The organism is Hydrogenophaga sp. (assembly GCF_018780385.1).
Lineage (GTDB): Bacteria > Pseudomonadota > Gammaproteobacteria > Burkholderiales > Burkholderiaceae_C > Hydrogenophaga.
This window is the reverse complement of record NZ_JADMJO010000001.1, coordinates 88,634-103,385: the sequence shown is the minus strand read 5'-3', so window position 1 is coordinate 103,385 and position 14,752 is coordinate 88,634. Positions and strand designations below refer to the sequence as shown.

The 14,752-nt window shown below is 67.2% G+C and carries 13 protein-coding genes and 2 pseudogenes; 6 read left to right on the top strand and 9 right to left on the bottom strand.

Features of this window, described 5'->3' with window-relative positions; translation table 11 throughout:
• Positions 1–95 (bottom strand): annotated as a pseudogene (locus IV113_RS00490) (DUF1653 domain-containing protein); the annotation flags it as partial.
• A gap of 16 nt (positions 96–111) precedes the next feature.
• Positions 112–1,806 carry a YbaL family putative K(+) efflux transporter gene (gene ybaL / locus IV113_RS00485; RefSeq protein WP_291079724.1) on the bottom strand — a complete coding sequence of 565 codons (1,695 nt, stop codon included), beginning with the start codon at positions 1,804–1,806 and terminating at the stop codon, positions 112–114.
• A gap of 218 nt (positions 1,807–2,024) precedes the next feature.
• Here ybaL and IV113_RS00480 point away from each other — a divergent pair, with 218 nt between their 5' ends.
• Genes IV113_RS00480 through upp form a run of 3 tightly spaced genes read left to right on the top strand, consistent with a single transcriptional unit; the run spans position 2,025 to position 5,201 of the window.
• A complete protein-coding gene (locus IV113_RS00480; protein ID WP_291079742.1) occupies positions 2,025–3,299 on the top strand; it encodes a GTP cyclohydrolase II in 1,275 nt (424 codons plus the stop codon).
• Positions 3,300–3,334: 35 nt separating this feature from the next.
• Positions 3,335–4,525, top strand: a complete 1,191-nt coding sequence (locus tag IV113_RS00475) for a URC4/urg3 family protein (RefSeq protein ID WP_291079740.1) — start codon at positions 3,335–3,337, stop codon at positions 4,523–4,525.
• A gap of 46 nt (positions 4,526–4,571) precedes the next feature.
• Entirely contained in the window at positions 4,572–5,201 is a 630-nt protein-coding gene (upp, locus tag IV113_RS00470) for a uracil phosphoribosyltransferase (RefSeq protein WP_291079722.1), read from the top strand.
• A gap of 16 nt (positions 5,202–5,217) precedes the next feature.
• On the opposite strand, the gene IV113_RS00465 is transcribed toward upp, so the two are convergent.
• The 4 genes from IV113_RS00465 to IV113_RS00450 all read right to left on the bottom strand — a co-directional run bounded on the left by IV113_RS00465 (position 5,218) and on the right by IV113_RS00450 (position 8,615).
• Positions 5,218–6,519: a TRAP transporter large permease gene (locus IV113_RS00465; RefSeq protein WP_291079720.1), complete on the bottom strand. Its 1,302-nt coding sequence runs from the start codon at positions 6,517–6,519 to the stop codon at positions 5,218–5,220.
• 7 nt (positions 6,520–6,526) lie between these two features.
• On the bottom strand, positions 6,527–7,009 hold the full coding sequence (locus IV113_RS00460) for a TRAP transporter small permease subunit (RefSeq protein ID WP_291079718.1): 483 nt from the start codon (positions 7,007–7,009) through the stop codon (positions 6,527–6,529).
• Between the two features lie 97 nt (positions 7,010–7,106).
• Complete coding sequence (gene dctP, locus IV113_RS00455; RefSeq protein WP_291079716.1) at positions 7,107–8,102, bottom strand: TRAP transporter substrate-binding protein DctP; 996 nt, start codon at positions 8,100–8,102, stop codon at positions 7,107–7,109.
• Between the two features lie 60 nt (positions 8,103–8,162).
• Positions 8,163–8,615 carry a type II 3-dehydroquinate dehydratase gene (locus IV113_RS00450; RefSeq protein WP_291079714.1) on the bottom strand — a complete coding sequence of 151 codons (453 nt, stop codon included), beginning with the start codon at positions 8,613–8,615 and terminating at the stop codon, positions 8,163–8,165.
• A gap of 207 nt (positions 8,616–8,822) precedes the next feature.
• On the opposite strand from IV113_RS00450, the gene IV113_RS00445 reads away from it, so the two are divergent.
• Genes IV113_RS00445 through IV113_RS00435 form a run of 3 tightly spaced genes read left to right on the top strand, consistent with a single transcriptional unit; the run spans position 8,823 to position 12,007 of the window.
• Entirely contained in the window at positions 8,823–9,617 is a 795-nt protein-coding gene (locus IV113_RS00445; protein WP_291079712.1) for an IclR family transcriptional regulator, read from the top strand.
• 12 nt (positions 9,618–9,629) lie between these two features.
• Positions 9,630–10,892: an amidohydrolase family protein gene (locus tag IV113_RS00440; protein WP_291079710.1), complete on the top strand. Its 1,263-nt coding sequence runs from the start codon at positions 9,630–9,632 to the stop codon at positions 10,890–10,892.
• Complete coding sequence (locus IV113_RS00435; RefSeq protein WP_291079708.1) at positions 10,889–12,007, top strand: MBL fold metallo-hydrolase; 1,119 nt, start codon at positions 10,889–10,891, stop codon at positions 12,005–12,007. Before IV113_RS00440 ends, IV113_RS00435 begins: the two co-directional genes overlap by 4 nt.
• Positions 12,008–12,086: 79 nt before the next feature.
• Here the strand turns inward: IV113_RS00435 and IV113_RS00430 are convergent, their stop codons facing one another.
• The 3 genes and pseudogenes from IV113_RS00430 to IV113_RS00420 all read right to left on the bottom strand — a co-directional run bounded on the left by IV113_RS00430 (position 12,087) and on the right by IV113_RS00420 (position 14,702).
• Positions 12,087–13,175 (bottom strand): DUF3616 domain-containing protein, encoded by a 1,089-nt coding sequence (locus tag IV113_RS00430; RefSeq protein ID WP_291079706.1) that lies wholly within the window; start codon positions 13,173–13,175, stop codon positions 12,087–12,089.
• Positions 13,176–13,198: 23 nt separating this feature from the next.
• A complete protein-coding gene (locus tag IV113_RS00425) occupies positions 13,199–13,858 on the bottom strand; it encodes a hypothetical protein (RefSeq protein ID WP_291079704.1) in 660 nt (219 codons plus the stop codon).
• A 112-nt stretch (positions 13,859–13,970) separates the two neighbouring features.
• A pseudogene (locus IV113_RS00420) lies at positions 13,971–14,702 on the bottom strand (SUMF1/EgtB/PvdO family nonheme iron enzyme).
• Positions 14,703–14,752 lie beyond the last annotated feature (50 nt).

Sequence of the window (14,752 nt, the reverse complement as noted above, 5' to 3'; positions counted from 1 at the left end):
CGCACGGTGTCCAGCACCTCGTACCAGCCGCCCTTGTAGTGGCGGTACAGGCCGGGCGGGGTGGGGTTCAGCGGGGGCAGGTCGTTGTCGGTCATGGTGTGCGCGGGTGGTTCAGCGCTTGAACCGCTGCAGCACGTGTGCCGCCATGCCACGCGCCAGTTCGGTATCGCCCAGGAAGACGGTGCCCACGCTCTCCTGGCGCAGCATCTCGGCTTCCTCGTCGTTGTGCGTGCGCACGATCACGTCGATCTCGGGGTTGAGCATGCGTGCGATCTCCACCACCTTGCGCACGCTCATCGTGTCTGGAATGGTGATGACCAGCATGGCCGCGCGAGCGATGTGCGCCTGGATGAGGACCTCGGGCGTGGACGCGTCGCCACTGACGGCGGCGATGCCCTCCTTGCGCAATGCGTCGACGATCTCCCGGTTCTCCTCGGCCACCACGAAAGGAATGCCCTTCTCGCGCAAGGTCTGCGCGATGCGCTGGCCCACGCGGCCAAAGCCCACCAGCACCACCTGCCGGGCCAGCAGCGACTCGTCGGTGGACGCGGGCAGCTCGGCCAGCGGGTCGTCGCGCGCTTCCAGCTGCCGGGCGTAGGCCGAGCGCTTGCGAACCCAGGCCTGCATGGGCTCCACCGCCGAGAACAGCGCCGAGTTGGCCGCAATGGAGATGAGGGCGCCGGCCAACACCAGGCTCTGGCCCTCCGCCGGCATCAGCTTGAGCGCAACGCCCAGGCCGGCGAGGATGAAGGAGAACTCGCCGATCTGTGCCAGGCTCACGCCCACCGTCAGGGCGGTGTTGAGCGGGTACCTGAACAGCAGGACCAGCACGACCGCCGCCACCGTCTTGCCCAGCATGATGATGGCCACCACCGCGAGCAGTTTGAACGGCTGGTTCAGGATCACCGCGGGATCGAACAGCATGCCCACCGACACGAAGAACAGCACGGCAAAGGCATCGCGCAGCGGCAGCGACTCGTCGGCCGCGCGGTGGCTGAACTCGGACTCGCGCATCATCATGCCGGCGAAGAAGGCGCCCAGCGCGAAGGACACGTCGAACAGCTTGCCCGCGCCAAAGGCCACACCCACCGCCACGGCCACCACGCTCAGCGTGAACAGCTCCTGGGACCCGGTGCGCGCCACCCACCACAGCGCCTTGGGCAACAACCGGCGCCCCACCACCAGCATGAGCACGATGAACGCGGTGACCTTGGCCAGCGTGATGCCGACGGTCTGCCAGATCTCGGTGCCGGTGGGAGGCGCCACACCTTCGCTGGGGGCGATGACGCCGGCCAGGGCCGGCAGCAGCACCAGCACCAGCACCATCACCAGGTCTTCAACGACCAGCCAGCCCACCGCGATCTGACCGTTGATGGATTTGAGGAGGCCTTTGGCCTCCAACGCGCGCAACAGCACCACCGTGCTCGCCACCGACAGACACAGACCGAAGACCAGCGAGGCGGCCAGGCTCCAGCCCCAGAAGTGCGACAGACCGATGCCCAGCAAGGTGGCCACGCCGATCTGCACGATGGCGCCCGGCACGGCGATCCGGCGCACGGCCATGAGGTCGTTGATCGAAAAGTGCAGACCCACGCCGAACATCAGCAGCATGACGCCGATCTCGGCCAGCTGGCTGGCCAGTCCCACGTCGGCCACGAAGCCGGGCGTGGCCGGGCTGATGACGATGCCCGCGAGCAGGTAGCCCACCAGGGGCGGCATGCGCAGCCGCACGGCGATGTACCCGAAGACCATCGCCAGGCCGAAGGCCGCCGCAATCGTGGCGATCAGGCTGACGTCGTGGGGCATCGGTGGGGCCTTTCTGCGGGTGGAGCGGTGGGTGGGGTTTCCTCCGGTCCTTGAGACCGGTGTTGCGGTCGATTATGGAGGGCCGTGTGGAGTGCCTGGCATTGAGCTTGCTTGGTGCCATGCAGGCGGCGGGCGCGGTTTTCAGCCGGTCCGCCAGTCTCGCCAGACCCTGGCGCATACCAAGGTGTTCAACCATGTCCGCAGACCTGCCATCACCGATGGCCAACGCCGAAGTGCCGGCCTCGCCCAACACGCCGCACCCGCGCCACATCCGCCTGACCTCGCACTCGGGCGGCTTCGGGGCCTTGCCCATCCAGTGGGGCGCGGCCACCGCGCGCGAGCGCGGGCCGGTGGTGGGAACCACGCTCAACCTGGCGCACCGCAACGTCATCGGCACGCACAGCGGCAGCTACAGCGTGTACCGCGCACTGGCCGTGGCGGCGGGTGCGCTCAAGCGCGAGCACCGCGCCGACCTCACCAACACCGCGCCCACCGACATCATCGGCCCCTACCCGCAGTGGGCCGACCCGCAGAAGATGGTGAGCATGGACCCCTGGGGCGCCGTGATTGCCGACGCGTATTCGACCGAGCTGGCCGCCGGCTACGACATCCGCCCCACCATCGCGGTGACCAAGGCGCACGTGATCCTGCCCGAGGTGATCGACGCGCTGCAGAAGGGCCGGCTCAAGCCCGACGGCCGCTTCCTCACCGCGGGCGGCGCGGCCGTGGTGACCAAGGTGGCGGTGGAGCCGGTGTGGTACCTGCCGGGTGTGGCGAAACGCTTCGGCTGCACCGAGGCCGACCTGCGCCGCGTGCTGTTTGAAGAAACCGGCGGCATGTACCCCGAGCTGGTCACGCGCTCCGACCTGGAAGTCTTTCTGCCCCCGATTGGCGGGCAGACGGTCTACATCTTCGGCCACCCGCGCGACCTGGCCGACCCGACCGTGGAGCTCACGGCCCGCGTGCACGACGAGTGCAACGGCTCCGATGTGTTCGGCTCCGACATCTGCACCTGCCGCCCCTACCTCACGCACGCGATCGAGGAATGCATCCAGGGCGCGCAGCGAGGCGGCGTGGGCCTGGTGGCCTACTCGCGCAAGGAGGGCAGGGCGCTGGGCGAGGTGACCAAGTTCCTGGTCTACAACGCGCGCAAGCGCCAGGTGGGTGGCGACACGGCCGACCAGTACTTTGCGCGCACCGAGTGTGTGGCCGGCGTGCAGGACATGCGCTTCCAGGAGCTCATGCCCGACGTGCTGCACTGGCTGGGCATTCGCAAGATCCACCGCCTTGTGTCCATGAGCAACATGAAATACGACGCCATCACCGGCGGCGGCATCGAGGTGGGCGAGCGCGTCAACATCCCCGACGAGTTGATCCCGGCCGACGCGCGCGTGGAGATGGACGCCAAGATGGCCGCGGGCTATTTCACGCCGGGCCTGGTGCCCGATGCCGACGAGCTCAGAATAGCCAAGGGCCGGGGGTTGACGCCTTGACCGCGCACACCGTGGATGCCGCCGCAGCGGTGAGCATGCTGCGCTCCACCGCAGCGATCCGCCAGCGGGCAGGGCAGCTGCTGGACCGTGCCCGGGCCGGCGAATCCACCCACTTCGCGGTGGACGACGCGGCCCTGGCGCCAGCCGCGCGCACGGTGGCCGAACTCACGCGCCAGCGCTTCCCCGACCTGCGCATCCCGTACCACAGCCGCTGGCGCCATTTCGAAGCGGGCCAAGTGAACCGCGCGGCCCGGCTCGACGTCTTGCTGGGCCCGGTGGACGCGGCCGAGCGCGCCCGCACGCAGATCGACCTGGCGCTGGTGAGCGTGCTGCTCGACGCCGGCGCGGGCGCCGGGTGGGGCTACCGCGAGGCCGCCAGCAAGCAGACGTTTTCGCGCTCCGAAGGTCTGGGCGTGGCGAGCTTCCATGCGTTCACCGCCGGCCTGTTCTCCAGCGATCCGGCGCAACCCCTTCGGGTGGACGCAGCCGGCCTGGCCGCGTTGACGGCCGAGCGACTGGGCGAGGCCTTTCAGGTGAGCGCGCGCAACCCGCTGGTGGGCCTGGAGGGCCGCAGCGCCGTGCTGCGCCGCCTGGGCTCGGCCATGCGCGAACACGCCGACACCTACGGTCCGCTCGGCCGCCCCGGCGCGCTCTTCGATGCGCTGCGCAGTGGCCCCACCGTCGAGGCGCACGCCATCCTCATGGCCTTGCTCGACACGCTGTCCGGCATCTGGCCCGCGCAGAACGCCATCGGTGGCACCGCGCTGGGCGACTGCTGGTCCCACCCGGCCGTGCCGGGCGAGGGTCTCACCGCCGGCTGGATGCCGTTTCACAAGCTCTCGCAGTGGCTCACCTATTCGCTGCTGGAGCCTTTCGAATGGGCGGGTGTGCGCGTGCAGGGGCTGGACGCACTCACCGGCCTGCCCGAGTACCGCAACGGTGGCCTGCTGATCGACGCCGGCGTGCTGCGCCCGCTGCCCGCCGACCACGCCACGCGCACCTGGCAGGCCGGCGACACCTTCATCGTTGAATGGCGCGCGCTCACCGTGGCCCTGCTCGACGAACTCGCGCCTCTGGTGCGTGCCGAGCTGGGCCTGAGCGCGGCGCAGATGCCACTGGCCTGCGTGCTCGAAGGCGGGACCTGGGCGGCCGGCCGCCTGCTGGCGCTGCGCCTGCGCGGTGGCCTGCCCCCGCTCAACATCGCCAGCGACGGCACCGTGTTCTGAATCCGTTTCCATGACTCCGTTCCCGAACCATGAAGGCCACCCCACCATGAGCAACGTCCACCTCATCGACCACCCGCTGGTGCAGCACAAGCTCACGCTCATGCGCCGCAAGGACGCCAGCACCAACAGCTTTCGACGCCTGCTCAACGAGCTGGCCCTGCTCATGGCCTACGAGGTCACGCGCGACATGCCGATGCAGGACATCGAGATCGAGACGCCGATGGAGGCCATGACGGGCAGGGTGATCGATGGCAAGAAGCTGGTGTTTGTGTCCATCCTGCGCGCGGGCAACGGCATTCTGGAGGGCATGCTCAGCGTGGTGCCCGGTGCGCGCGTGGGCCACATCGGTCTGTACCGCGACCCCAAGACGCTCACCGCGGTGGAGTACTACTTCAAGATGCCGACCCACATGCCCGAGCGCGACGTGATCGTGGTCGACCCCATGCTGGCCACCGGCAACTCGGCGATTGCCGCGGTGGACCGGCTCAAGGAGATCGGGCCGAAGTCGATCAAGTTCGTGTGTCTGCTGACCTGCCCTGAAGGCATTGCGGCCTTCCACAAGGCCCACCCCGACGTGCCGATCTACACCGCGGCCATCGACCGCGAGCTCAACGACCACGGCTACATACTGCCCGGCCTGGGCGACGCGGGCGACCGCATTTTCGGCACGCAGTGAACGCGCGGCGCGACGATCAGCCGGTGTAGCCTGCCATCCGTGGCACGAACAGCACGAAGTCGGGCCACAGCGTGATCACGGCCAGCGCACCGATCATCACGACCAGGAAAGGCATGACCTCGCGCACCAGTGCGAGCATCGAGACATCGGCGATCTTGGTCATCATGAACAGCAGCAGGCCGTAGGGGGGCGTGATCAGTCCGATCATGATGTTGAGCACGGCGACCACACCAAAATGCACCGGGTCGATGCCCAGCGCGGCAGCCGTCGGCAGCAGCACCGGCAGGATCACCAGGATGATGGTGGAGCCCTCCAGGAACGCGCCCAGCACCAGCAGCAGCAGGTTGACCACCAGCAGGAACGTGAGTGGCGACATGTCCAGCGTGCGCAGCACCGCGCTCAGTGACGCGGGAATGTTCTCGGACGTGATCACGTAGTTGAACACCAGCGCACCGGCGATCAACATGCCGATGGAAATGCTGGTGCGCGCGCTCGACAACAGCGAGTCGGCCATGTCGCGCCAGCCCAGGCTGCGGTAGAGCACCGAGGACACCAGCAGCGCGTAGGCCGCGGCCAGGCCCGCCGCTTCGGTGGGCGTGGTGATGCCGCTGTAGAGGCAACCCAGCAGGATGATGGGCAGCATCAGCGCAGGCAGTGCCTCGCGCGTGATGCGGGGCAACTCGCGCAGCGGCACAGCAGGCTCCACCGGAAAGTTGTGCCGCCTGGCCTGCACATAGATCAACGCCATCTGCACCGCCGCCAGCAGCAGGCCCGGCAACACACCGGCGAGGAAGAGGAAGCCGATGGACGTGCCCGAGATCAGCGCATAGAGCACCAGTGGAATCGAGGGCGGCAGGATGGGGCCGAGGACCGCCGACACGGCGGTGAGCGCGCCCGCAAACGCCGGCGTGTACTTGCCTTCGCGGGTCATCATGGCCTGCATCAGCTTGCCCGAGCCCGCCGCGTCGGCCAGGGCCGAGCCCGACATGCTGGCGAACACGATGCTCTGCAGCACGTTGACTTGCGCCAGGCCACCGGGGAAGCGCCCCACGATGGCATTGCAGAAGCGCAGCAGGCGGTCGAGCACGCTACCCGTGCTCATGAAACTCGCCGCCAGGATGAACAGCGGAATGGCCAGCAGCAGGTAGCTGGAGTAGGTGCTGTTGAGCAGCTGCTCGGCGGCGCTGCCCATGTCCATGCCCTTGAGCCAGAGGTACAGGATGGAGCCACCGATCATGGCCTGGCCCACGGGCACGCCCAGCAAACTGAGCGCGACGATGGTGGCCAGCGCGAGCGAAAACGGACTGGTGAAGTTCACGGTGTGATCAAGTGAGGGGAGGGTCGGTCGGTTCGATGCGGGTTCCGCGCAGCAGCCCCACGAGTTGCCACAGGTGGCGCGCGATCACGGCCACGGCAAACGCCAGGTAGATCGAGAACAACCAGTCGAACCGGATCTTGAGGTAGGAGGTGCTCTCCACTTTCATGAAGCTCACATAGTCCCAGGTGGCAGGCAGCGCCATGCCGAAGAGCACCGCGATGGCGATGGACCCGATGGCACGTGCGATGCGGCGCAGGCGCGGGCCGAAGGCGATGTCCAGCACGTCGATGCGGATCTCGTCCTCGTCCCTGAGCACGAAGGCCGCGCCCCACAGCACCAGCCAGAGCCAGGCCACGAGCGAGATCTCCGCCGTCCAGCCCACCGGCCAGTCGAACACGTAGCGCAGCGCGATCTGCAGGATGAATGCGATGAAGATGACCGCGAGCAGAGCTGCGGCCACCCCGTCGGCGAAGCGTTGGAGGTGTCTCATGTGCGTGTCTTGCCGGGGGGTACCGCGGAACCGGCTTTGCCGGGCCGCAGGTGCCGCCCCCTTGAGGGGGTCGTGCGAAGCGCGGCGGGGGTGCCTCTCATTTCATCGCGTTGATTTTTTCCAGCATGCCGGCTGGCCATGCCTTGGCCTCATCGGACGCCAAGTAGATCTTCTGCGCGTTCTCGCGGAACGCATTGAGGTTGGGCGCGTACACGTCCAGGCCACCCCGGCGGAAACCTTCGGCCAGGTCGGCCTCGCGCTTCTGGTGCTCAGCCGTGCTCCAGGCAATGGCCTTGTCGGCCGCGGCCTGAAAGCTGCGCTGCTTCTCGGGCGACATGGCCTGCCAGGTCTTGAGATTGAGCGTGAGCAGGTCAAAACCCACCAGGTGCGAGGTCAGCACGATCTGGCCCATCACCTCGTTGAACTTCATGTTCTGCACGTTGGGCAGCGGGTTGTCCTGGCCGTCCACGGTGCCGGTCTGCAGGCCGGTGTAGGTCTCGGCGTAGGCCAGCGGCGTCGGGTTGGCGCCCAGCGAGCGGCCCAGCAGTTGCCAGGCGTCGCCGGGGGGCATGCGCAGTTTCACACCTGCCAGATCGGCCGGGGTGTTGATCTTCTTCTTGCCGCGCAGCCCCACATGGCGCGTGCCGAAGAACACCGGGCCCAGGATCTTCACCTTGAGCTGGTCTTCCACCTGCTTCTTCATCTGTGCCCCCATGTCGCCGGCAAAGAAGGCGTTGAGGTGGTTGGCGTCGCGAAACAGGTAGGCCGATGTCAGCAGCGACCAGGACGGCACCTGTTTGGAGATGTCCTGTGGTGAGATGTTGCCCATCTCCAGGTTGTCGCGCTGCAGCGCCACCAGCTCGGTGCCCTGGCGGAACAGTGTGGAGTTGAGGAACAGGTCGATCTTGTGGTCCGCGGCCACGTCGGCGGCCAGGCGCTTCATCATCTCGGCGCGGATGTCGGTGTCGGAGAACACGGCGGCAAATCGCAGCGTGCTCTGTGCCTGGGCCTGGGCCAGGCCGGGCCACAGCGCGGCGGCGGCCAGGGTGGCGCCCGTGCCAAGGGCGGAACGGCGGGTGAGGGCAGCTTTCATGGTGTTGTCTCCTGTGAGGTTGTCGGTGGCGAAGAAAGCGGATGAAACGGGGCTGCGTGTTCAGGCTGCTGCGGCAGGTTTGAGGTGCTCGGCCACGGCGCGCAATGCCAGCTCGTAGCCGTAGGGTCCGAGGCCACAGATGACGCCGGTGGCGCCCAGCGAAATGATCGACTGCTGGTAGAGCGCCTCGCGCCGGTGGATGTTGGTGAGGTGCACTTCCATCACCGGCTGGTCCAGCGTCTTGAGCGCATCGAGCAGCGGGATCGAGCGGAACGACAGGCCGGCCGGGTTGATGAGCACGGCGGCGCCCAGTGCCCGGGCTTCCTGCACCCAGTCGACCAGCACGCCTTCGTGGTTGGACTGGCGGAACTCGCACGGGAGCCCGAGTTCGGCGCACACCGCTCGGCAACGCTGCTCGATCTGGGCCAGCGTGGTGTGGCCGTAGAGGTGGGGTTCGCGGATGCCCAACAGGTTGAGGTTGGGGCCGTTGAGGATGTAGACGGTGGTGGTCATGGTGGTGATGAGGTCAGCGCGGCCTGGGTGTGCCCGTGCCGTGCAGCGGGCTAGGCGTGGCGCGGGCTTGGCCCTATATTTGTCTCCAGGTTTTTCTGTGCTGCGATCAACCGGTGTGGGTGATCACGCTTGTCTTGCAGCGATTCTTGTCCCGGTTCAGGAAACTCTTTCCAAACTGGAAAGTGATTCCACATAAAGAAATCTCGCATGAACCTTGCTCTCGACCGTGGTCTGGCTTTGCTCGAACACCTCTCCCGCAACCCCGACGGATTGCCATTGGCCCACATGGCGCAGGACCTGGACATTCCGCTGAGCGCCTGCCACCGCCTGCTGGGCGATCTGCAGCACTGTGGCTATGTGCGCCAGAAGCGCAAGCAGGGCGACTACCAGCTCACCACCAAGGTGGTGTCGCTCGGTCTGGGTTACCTCAGCCACGCGGGCATCGTCGACATCGCCGAGCCGCTGCTGGAGCGGCTGGCGCTGCAGTCGGGCGAGCTCGTGCGCTTGTCGATCGTGGACGACGACCGCCTGATCTGGGTGGCCAAGGCGCAGGGCACGCGCCAGCAGGGCATCCGCTACGACCCCGACATGGGCATGGAGGCGCGCTTGTCCTGCACGGCCTCCGGCCACGCCTGGCTTCAAACCCTGAGCGACGAACGCGCGCTCGAACTGGTGGCGCACCAAGGCTTCGGCGCACCGAAGGATTTCGGCCCCAAGGCACCGACCACCATCAAGTCCTTGCTGGGGTTTCTGCACGCGGCGCGGGTGCGCGGCTGCGCCATGATCGACGAGGTGTTTGCACCGGGCATGAGCGCGATGGCCGCGCCGGTGTTTCGGCGCCACGAGGCCATCGGCGTCATCAGCATCGCCGGGCCGCGCCAGCGCCTGACGATGGACGCGATGCAGAACCTCATGCCCGCCTTGTTGGCCGCGGCGTCGGAGCTGGGGCCCATCAGCAACGTCTCGAACCTCTTCGGCAGGCCGCCGCTGGGCAAAGGCTGAAGGTGACCACGAATGCTTGACCTGCTGATCACCCACGCCACCCTGCCCGACGGCCGCACCGACATGAGCGTGGCCGTGCAAGACGGCCGCATCACCGAGGTGAGCGCCGGACTGAGCGCACCCGCGCATGAGACGCTGGACGCACAGGGCCAGTTGCTCACGCCGCCGTTCTGCGACCCGCACTTCCACATGGACGCCACGCTGAGCTACGGCCTGCCGCGCGTGAACCAGAGCGGCACGCTGCTCGAAGGCATTGCGCTGTGGGGCGAACTCAAGCCGCTGCTGACCGAAGAGGCGCTGGTGGAGCGTGCGCTGGCCTACGGCGACTGGGCCGTGGCCAAGGGGCTGCTCGCGATCCGCAGCCACGTGGACACCAGCGACCCGAGCCTGCTGCCGGTGCGCGCCATGCTGGAGGCCAAAAAGCGCATGGCGCCCTACCTCGACGTGCAACTGGTCGCCTTTCCGCAGGACGGCGTGCTGCGCTCACACGGCGGGCTGAACAACCTGATCCGTGCGCTGGAGCTGGGCGTGGACGTGGTCGGCGGCATCCCGCATTTCGAGCGAACCATGAGCGATGGCGCGGCCAGCGTGAAGCTGCTGTGTGAGCTGGCCGCCGAGCTCGGCCTGCCGGTGGACATGCACTGCGACGAAAGCGACGACCCGCTCTCGCGCCACATCGAGACCCTGGCTTTCGAGACGCAGCGCCTGGGCTTGCAGGGCCGTGTGAACGGCTCGCACCTCACCTCCATGCACAGCATGGACAACTACTACGTGAGCAAGCTGATTCCGCTGATTGCCGAAGCCGGTGTGAGCGCGGTGGCCAATCCGCTGATCAACATCACGCTGCAGGGCCGGCACGACACCTACCCCAAACGCCGCGGCATGACCCGCGTGCCCGAGCTCATGGCCGCCGGCGTGACCGTGGCATTCGGCCACGACTGCGTGATGGACCCCTGGTACTCACTGGGCAGCGGCGACATGCTGGAGGTGGCGCACATGGGCCTGCACGTGGCGCAGATGACGAGCCAGGCCGGCATGCGCCAATGCTTCGAGGCCGTGACCTCGAACGCGGCGAAGGTGATGGGGCTGCAGGGTTACGGCATTGCCGCGGGCTGTGACGCCAGCTTCGTGCTGCTGCAGGCGCGCGACCCGATCGAAGCCATCCGCCTGCGTGCCACGCGGCTGAAGGTGTGGCGCAAAGGGCGGCTGCTGTCGGAAATGGCGCCGGCCATCGCGCGCCTGAGCTTGCCCGGTCGTCCAGGGATGGCTTCATGAACTCGTTTGGCAAACGCGCCCTGGGTGCGCGCCTGGAGCGCATGCGCGCCTCAACCATGTGGGACGGCCAGGGTTTTCGCAACGTGCATCCGGCGTTGCCCGGGCTGCGCGATGCGACCGTGCCCCGGCCCACGCTGAAGGAATTTCTGAGCTCGGGCGGCCGCCGCGCGCCGGCCGGGCCGCTGCCTTCGCTGGACCCGCGCGAGGCCTGGAGTCGCCCGGTGCAAAGCGGCTTGCGCGCCACGTGGCTCGGGCATTCCACGGTGTTGATCGAGATCGACGGCCATCGCGTGCTGACCGACCCGGTGTGGGGCACGCGCGCGTCGCCCTTTCGGCTGCTCGGTCCCAAGCGCTTCCAGCCGGTGCCGCTGCGCCTGCGGCAGATGCCCGAGGTGGACGTCGTGGTGATCTCGCACGATCACTACGACCACCTGGACTACCCCACCATCCGCGCGCTGGCAAAACACAGCGCCGTGCCCTTCGTCACGTCGCTGGGCGTGGGCGCCCACCTGCAGGCCTGGGGCGTGGCGGCCGAGCGCATCACCGAGCTGGACTGGTGGGAGAGCCACCGCGTGCCCAACACCGGCCTCACCATCACCGCCGCGCCGTCGCAGCATTTTTCAGGGCGTGGCTTCAAGGACCGCAACGCCACGCTGTGGTCGTCGATGGTGGTGCAGTCGGAGCAGCACCGTGTGTTCTTCAGCGGCGACACGGGCCTCACCACCGAGTACGCCACCATCCGCGAGCGGCTGGGCCCGTTTGATCTGGTGATGCTGGAGGTGGGTGCCTTCCACCCGGCCTGGGGTGACATCCACCTGGGCCCGGTGAACGCCCTGAAAGCCCACGCGCTCCTGGGCGGTGGCGCGTTCCTGCCGGTGCATTGGGGCACCTTCAGCCTGGCCATGCACGCCTGGGACGAACCGGTGGAGACCCTGCTGCAACTGGCGCCGTCACAAGGCACGCCGCTGCTCATGCCGCGCCTGGGCGAGGCGGTGGAGCCGGCTCACCTCGGCGCTGTGGTGCCATGGTGGCGAGGATTGGACGAGGGCGCGCAGTCCCCGTGTCCCGCGGAAGCGCCGACCATCCAGCGCGAGCTGCCTTGGCCGCTCGACTGACGCAGGGTGCCAGATATCTCCTCAAGGCCAGGACGTCGGCCGTCGGTGGCCCGAAGCGCCCGCAGCGACGCGAACAATCTCAATCGTGGCGCAACAGGTCTCCAAAGACGGTGTGCTCCCCCTCTTTGCGATCCGCGCCCGGCGCGTCGTACAGGACGAGCCAGCTCGCCTTGCCCCCCGACAACGCCGCTGGCAGGTCGCAAATCGCTTCGGCGCGGTTGGTGCCGCGGCCGTGAGGCAGCGACACCGACGTGGTCAGCCCGGCCTCGAAATGAACCGGCTCACGGTTGGCCGCCAGCAAGGGCTTGGCCGCCGACCACTTGAAGACGCGAATATCGCCGTTGAGCACCATCGTCGGACCGGCCAGGATGTAGAGGTCATCGCCGGAGAAATGCAGGTCGCGGACGCCCAGGCCGTCGAGCTGCAGGAAGTACTTGCGCAGCAGCGTGCCGCTGTCGTCCAGGGGCACCAGGCGCAGTTGATCGCCGCGGGCCTCGACTGCGATCTCGATCAACGCCGACCAACCGCGCAGCACCGGGCCGCGCAGGCCGAGCAGCAGCCGGTTGCCGTCCACGGCGAGGCCTTCGATGTCCAAGCCGTTGTCCTTGCCCGGGATCGCCATGTAGGGTCCGAAGTGGGGGTCATCGATGAGCGCGCGGGTGAGCAGGTTCGTCTGGGAATCGCCCTTCAGGCGCAGCGCTCGCCGGCCGTCCTGGGCTTGCCGCACCAGGCAAGGCTCGCCTTTGGCGTCGGGCTCGATCGGCAGGCAAGCCAGCAAACGACGATTGCCGTCGAGCGCCACCTTCGCGAGCCGCTTGGCGTTTTCAGCGTGGCCCCGGTCCGGCTTGACGTTCTTGCGTTTCAGACCATGCGAGCCCACCACCCAGAGAAAGCCCTCTGCAACGGCCATGCCTTCCAGATCCGCCTCGTCTTCGGCCGTGCCGGGCAGGTCGAGCAGATCGGCCAGCGGGAAGTCGCGCACGTCGCCAAAGCGCAAGGCTTCGCCCCCCACAGGATCGAGCCGGCGCAAACGGTCCAGGCCGCAGGCTTCGTCGCCTGCCACCCAGAGCCAGTCTCCTGTGAAGGCCGCGCCCGAGAGGTTGGATTGAACCAGGGAACCTGACGCGAACTCCAGACGGACGGCATTCGCGGTTCGGGCATTGGGCATGGGGTGAGACTCTTGTAACTTGTTTATTGTGTTGAGGGTTGCGAACCTTGTCCTTGTGTTGAACCTCCAGGATCGCGAAGCTGGCCGTCGGTGCTGGCTGGCAGGGTGGGCGGCGCGACGCTCGGTGGGTCAAGGGGTTCCAGCAGGCTCTTGGGTGGATTTCTCTTCATTTCATCGGCCATGGTCAGCTGTTCGGGACTCATGCATTCATCGGCCACTCTCAAGCCCAGTTTCTGGCTCATGAGCATGGACTTGTTGCCCAGCTGCAGCCACATGGCGCCCCGCTTCGGGTCTTCCAGGCGGATGGCGCCGGTGCGGCTTTCCACCGGGTGCATGAGGTAGCGCGTGTTGCGGACGTTCTTGACCTGCACGATGAAGAATCCTTGCCGTCTGGCGGGCGTGATCTGCACGGACGAACCCAGTTCGCAAGGAATGAGCCCGATGTACACCCGTTGGGCCACCGCGAGGTCGGCTTCAGTGAGGACCACAGCGGAGTCTTCTTCGATCGGCGTCACTTCTTCCACAGCCTTGGCCGCGGAGCGGGCCAGCGGTGCGCGTTTGGTCGGTGCTTTTGCGGCCGGGGTGGGTTTGGCGGCGGGCTTGGGCGCAGGGGTCTGGGCCATCGCGGGGATGGACGCGAGCGCCACGGCGCTCAGAGAGAAAACAAGGGAGAGGAGTTTCATGAGGTCATCGGGTTGGGTCAACTTTGATCAGTGCGCAGTCTGCCCGCACGGCTGCTGAAAGGATGTTCGCAGATGTTTCGACCTCGTCCCGTGGCAGGGCAGCGAACATCGGTCACGGCGGAGATTCCCGGACCAGTCGGATGCCCACCAGCGTGTAGCGCGTCTGAACCGTGTTCCAGTTTCGGAAAGAGCAACGCGTGTACAACGGCCACGAGTGCCAGGAGCCACCCCGGCGCACTTTCACTGCACCATCCATCGGGCCCACAGGGTCGGTTTGGGGAGATCGCGCGTAGTAGTCCTCTCCATACCAATCCGACACCCATTCCACACATTGCCGTGCAAATCGAACAGACCCAGTGCGTTTGGGGCGTATGAACCTACCGGGGCTGTGAACGCATGACCATCACGACCGGGCACCGCACGATCGCGCCAGGCGGGCCAGTTCGCCGCGGAATCTTCGTCAAATGTGTTCCCCCCCGGAGCAGTCCTGCGGGGTCATTGCCATGTTGGTAGCGATCCTTGCCACCCGCGCGGCATAACCACCGGTGCTGTCCGCAATCGACTCCGGGACGTGGCCCGAGCGCTTGAGGAAAGCCCGGAACTGGCCTGCCGTGATCTCGTGCCGGCTCATTTCGAAAGGCTTCGTGATGCGAACCCGATGCACCGGTGCTTCGTCTGAAAGTCCTTCGAAGCGGGAACGCTCAAGACCTGGGTAAGCCGCTGCAAGCGCCTCCACCGGTTCGTCGCTGCCCATCGAAAACTCGCCCATCGGAACCCGCACGAACGAAATGCCCAGCGAATCGATGGCGGCCGGTGGTGTGGCGCAACCCGCAAGGAGCGCCATCGCGACCAGCGGGGTCAACCGGAATTTCAGGAGCAAGAGTCGCGTCATGT

Bases quoted from the DNA above. Each gene is read 5' to 3' on its own strand.
- IV113_RS00450 (WP_291079714.1), bottom strand. From the start codon at position 8,615: ATGACCACCACCGTCTACATCCTCAACGGCCCCAACCTCAACCTGTTG.
- ybaL (WP_291079724.1), bottom strand. From the start codon at position 1,806: ATGCCCCACGACGTCAGCCTGATCGCCACGATTGCGGCGGCCTTCGGC.
- dctP (WP_291079716.1), bottom strand. From the start codon at position 8,102: ATGAAAGCTGCCCTCACCCGCCGTTCCGCCCTTGGCACGGGCGCCACC.
- IV113_RS00440 (WP_291079710.1), top strand. From the start codon at position 9,630: ATGCTTGACCTGCTGATCACCCACGCCACCCTGCCCGACGGCCGCACC.
- IV113_RS00435 (WP_291079708.1), top strand. From the start codon at position 10,889: ATGAACTCGTTTGGCAAACGCGCCCTGGGTGCGCGCCTGGAGCGCATG.
- IV113_RS00425 (WP_291079704.1), bottom strand. From the start codon at position 13,858: ATGAAACTCCTCTCCCTTGTTTTCTCTCTGAGCGCCGTGGCGCTCGCG.
- IV113_RS00430 (WP_291079706.1), bottom strand. From the start codon at position 13,175: ATGCCCAATGCCCGAACCGCGAATGCCGTCCGTCTGGAGTTCGCGTCA.
- IV113_RS00480 (WP_291079742.1), top strand. From the start codon at position 2,025: ATGGCCAACGCCGAAGTGCCGGCCTCGCCCAACACGCCGCACCCGCGC.
- upp (WP_291079722.1), top strand. From the start codon at position 4,572: ATGAGCAACGTCCACCTCATCGACCACCCGCTGGTGCAGCACAAGCTC.
- IV113_RS00460 (WP_291079718.1), bottom strand. From the start codon at position 7,009: ATGAGACACCTCCAACGCTTCGCCGACGGGGTGGCCGCAGCTCTGCTC.
- IV113_RS00445 (WP_291079712.1), top strand. From the start codon at position 8,823: ATGAACCTTGCTCTCGACCGTGGTCTGGCTTTGCTCGAACACCTCTCC.
- IV113_RS00475 (WP_291079740.1), top strand. From the start codon at position 3,335: ATGCTGCGCTCCACCGCAGCGATCCGCCAGCGGGCAGGGCAGCTGCTG.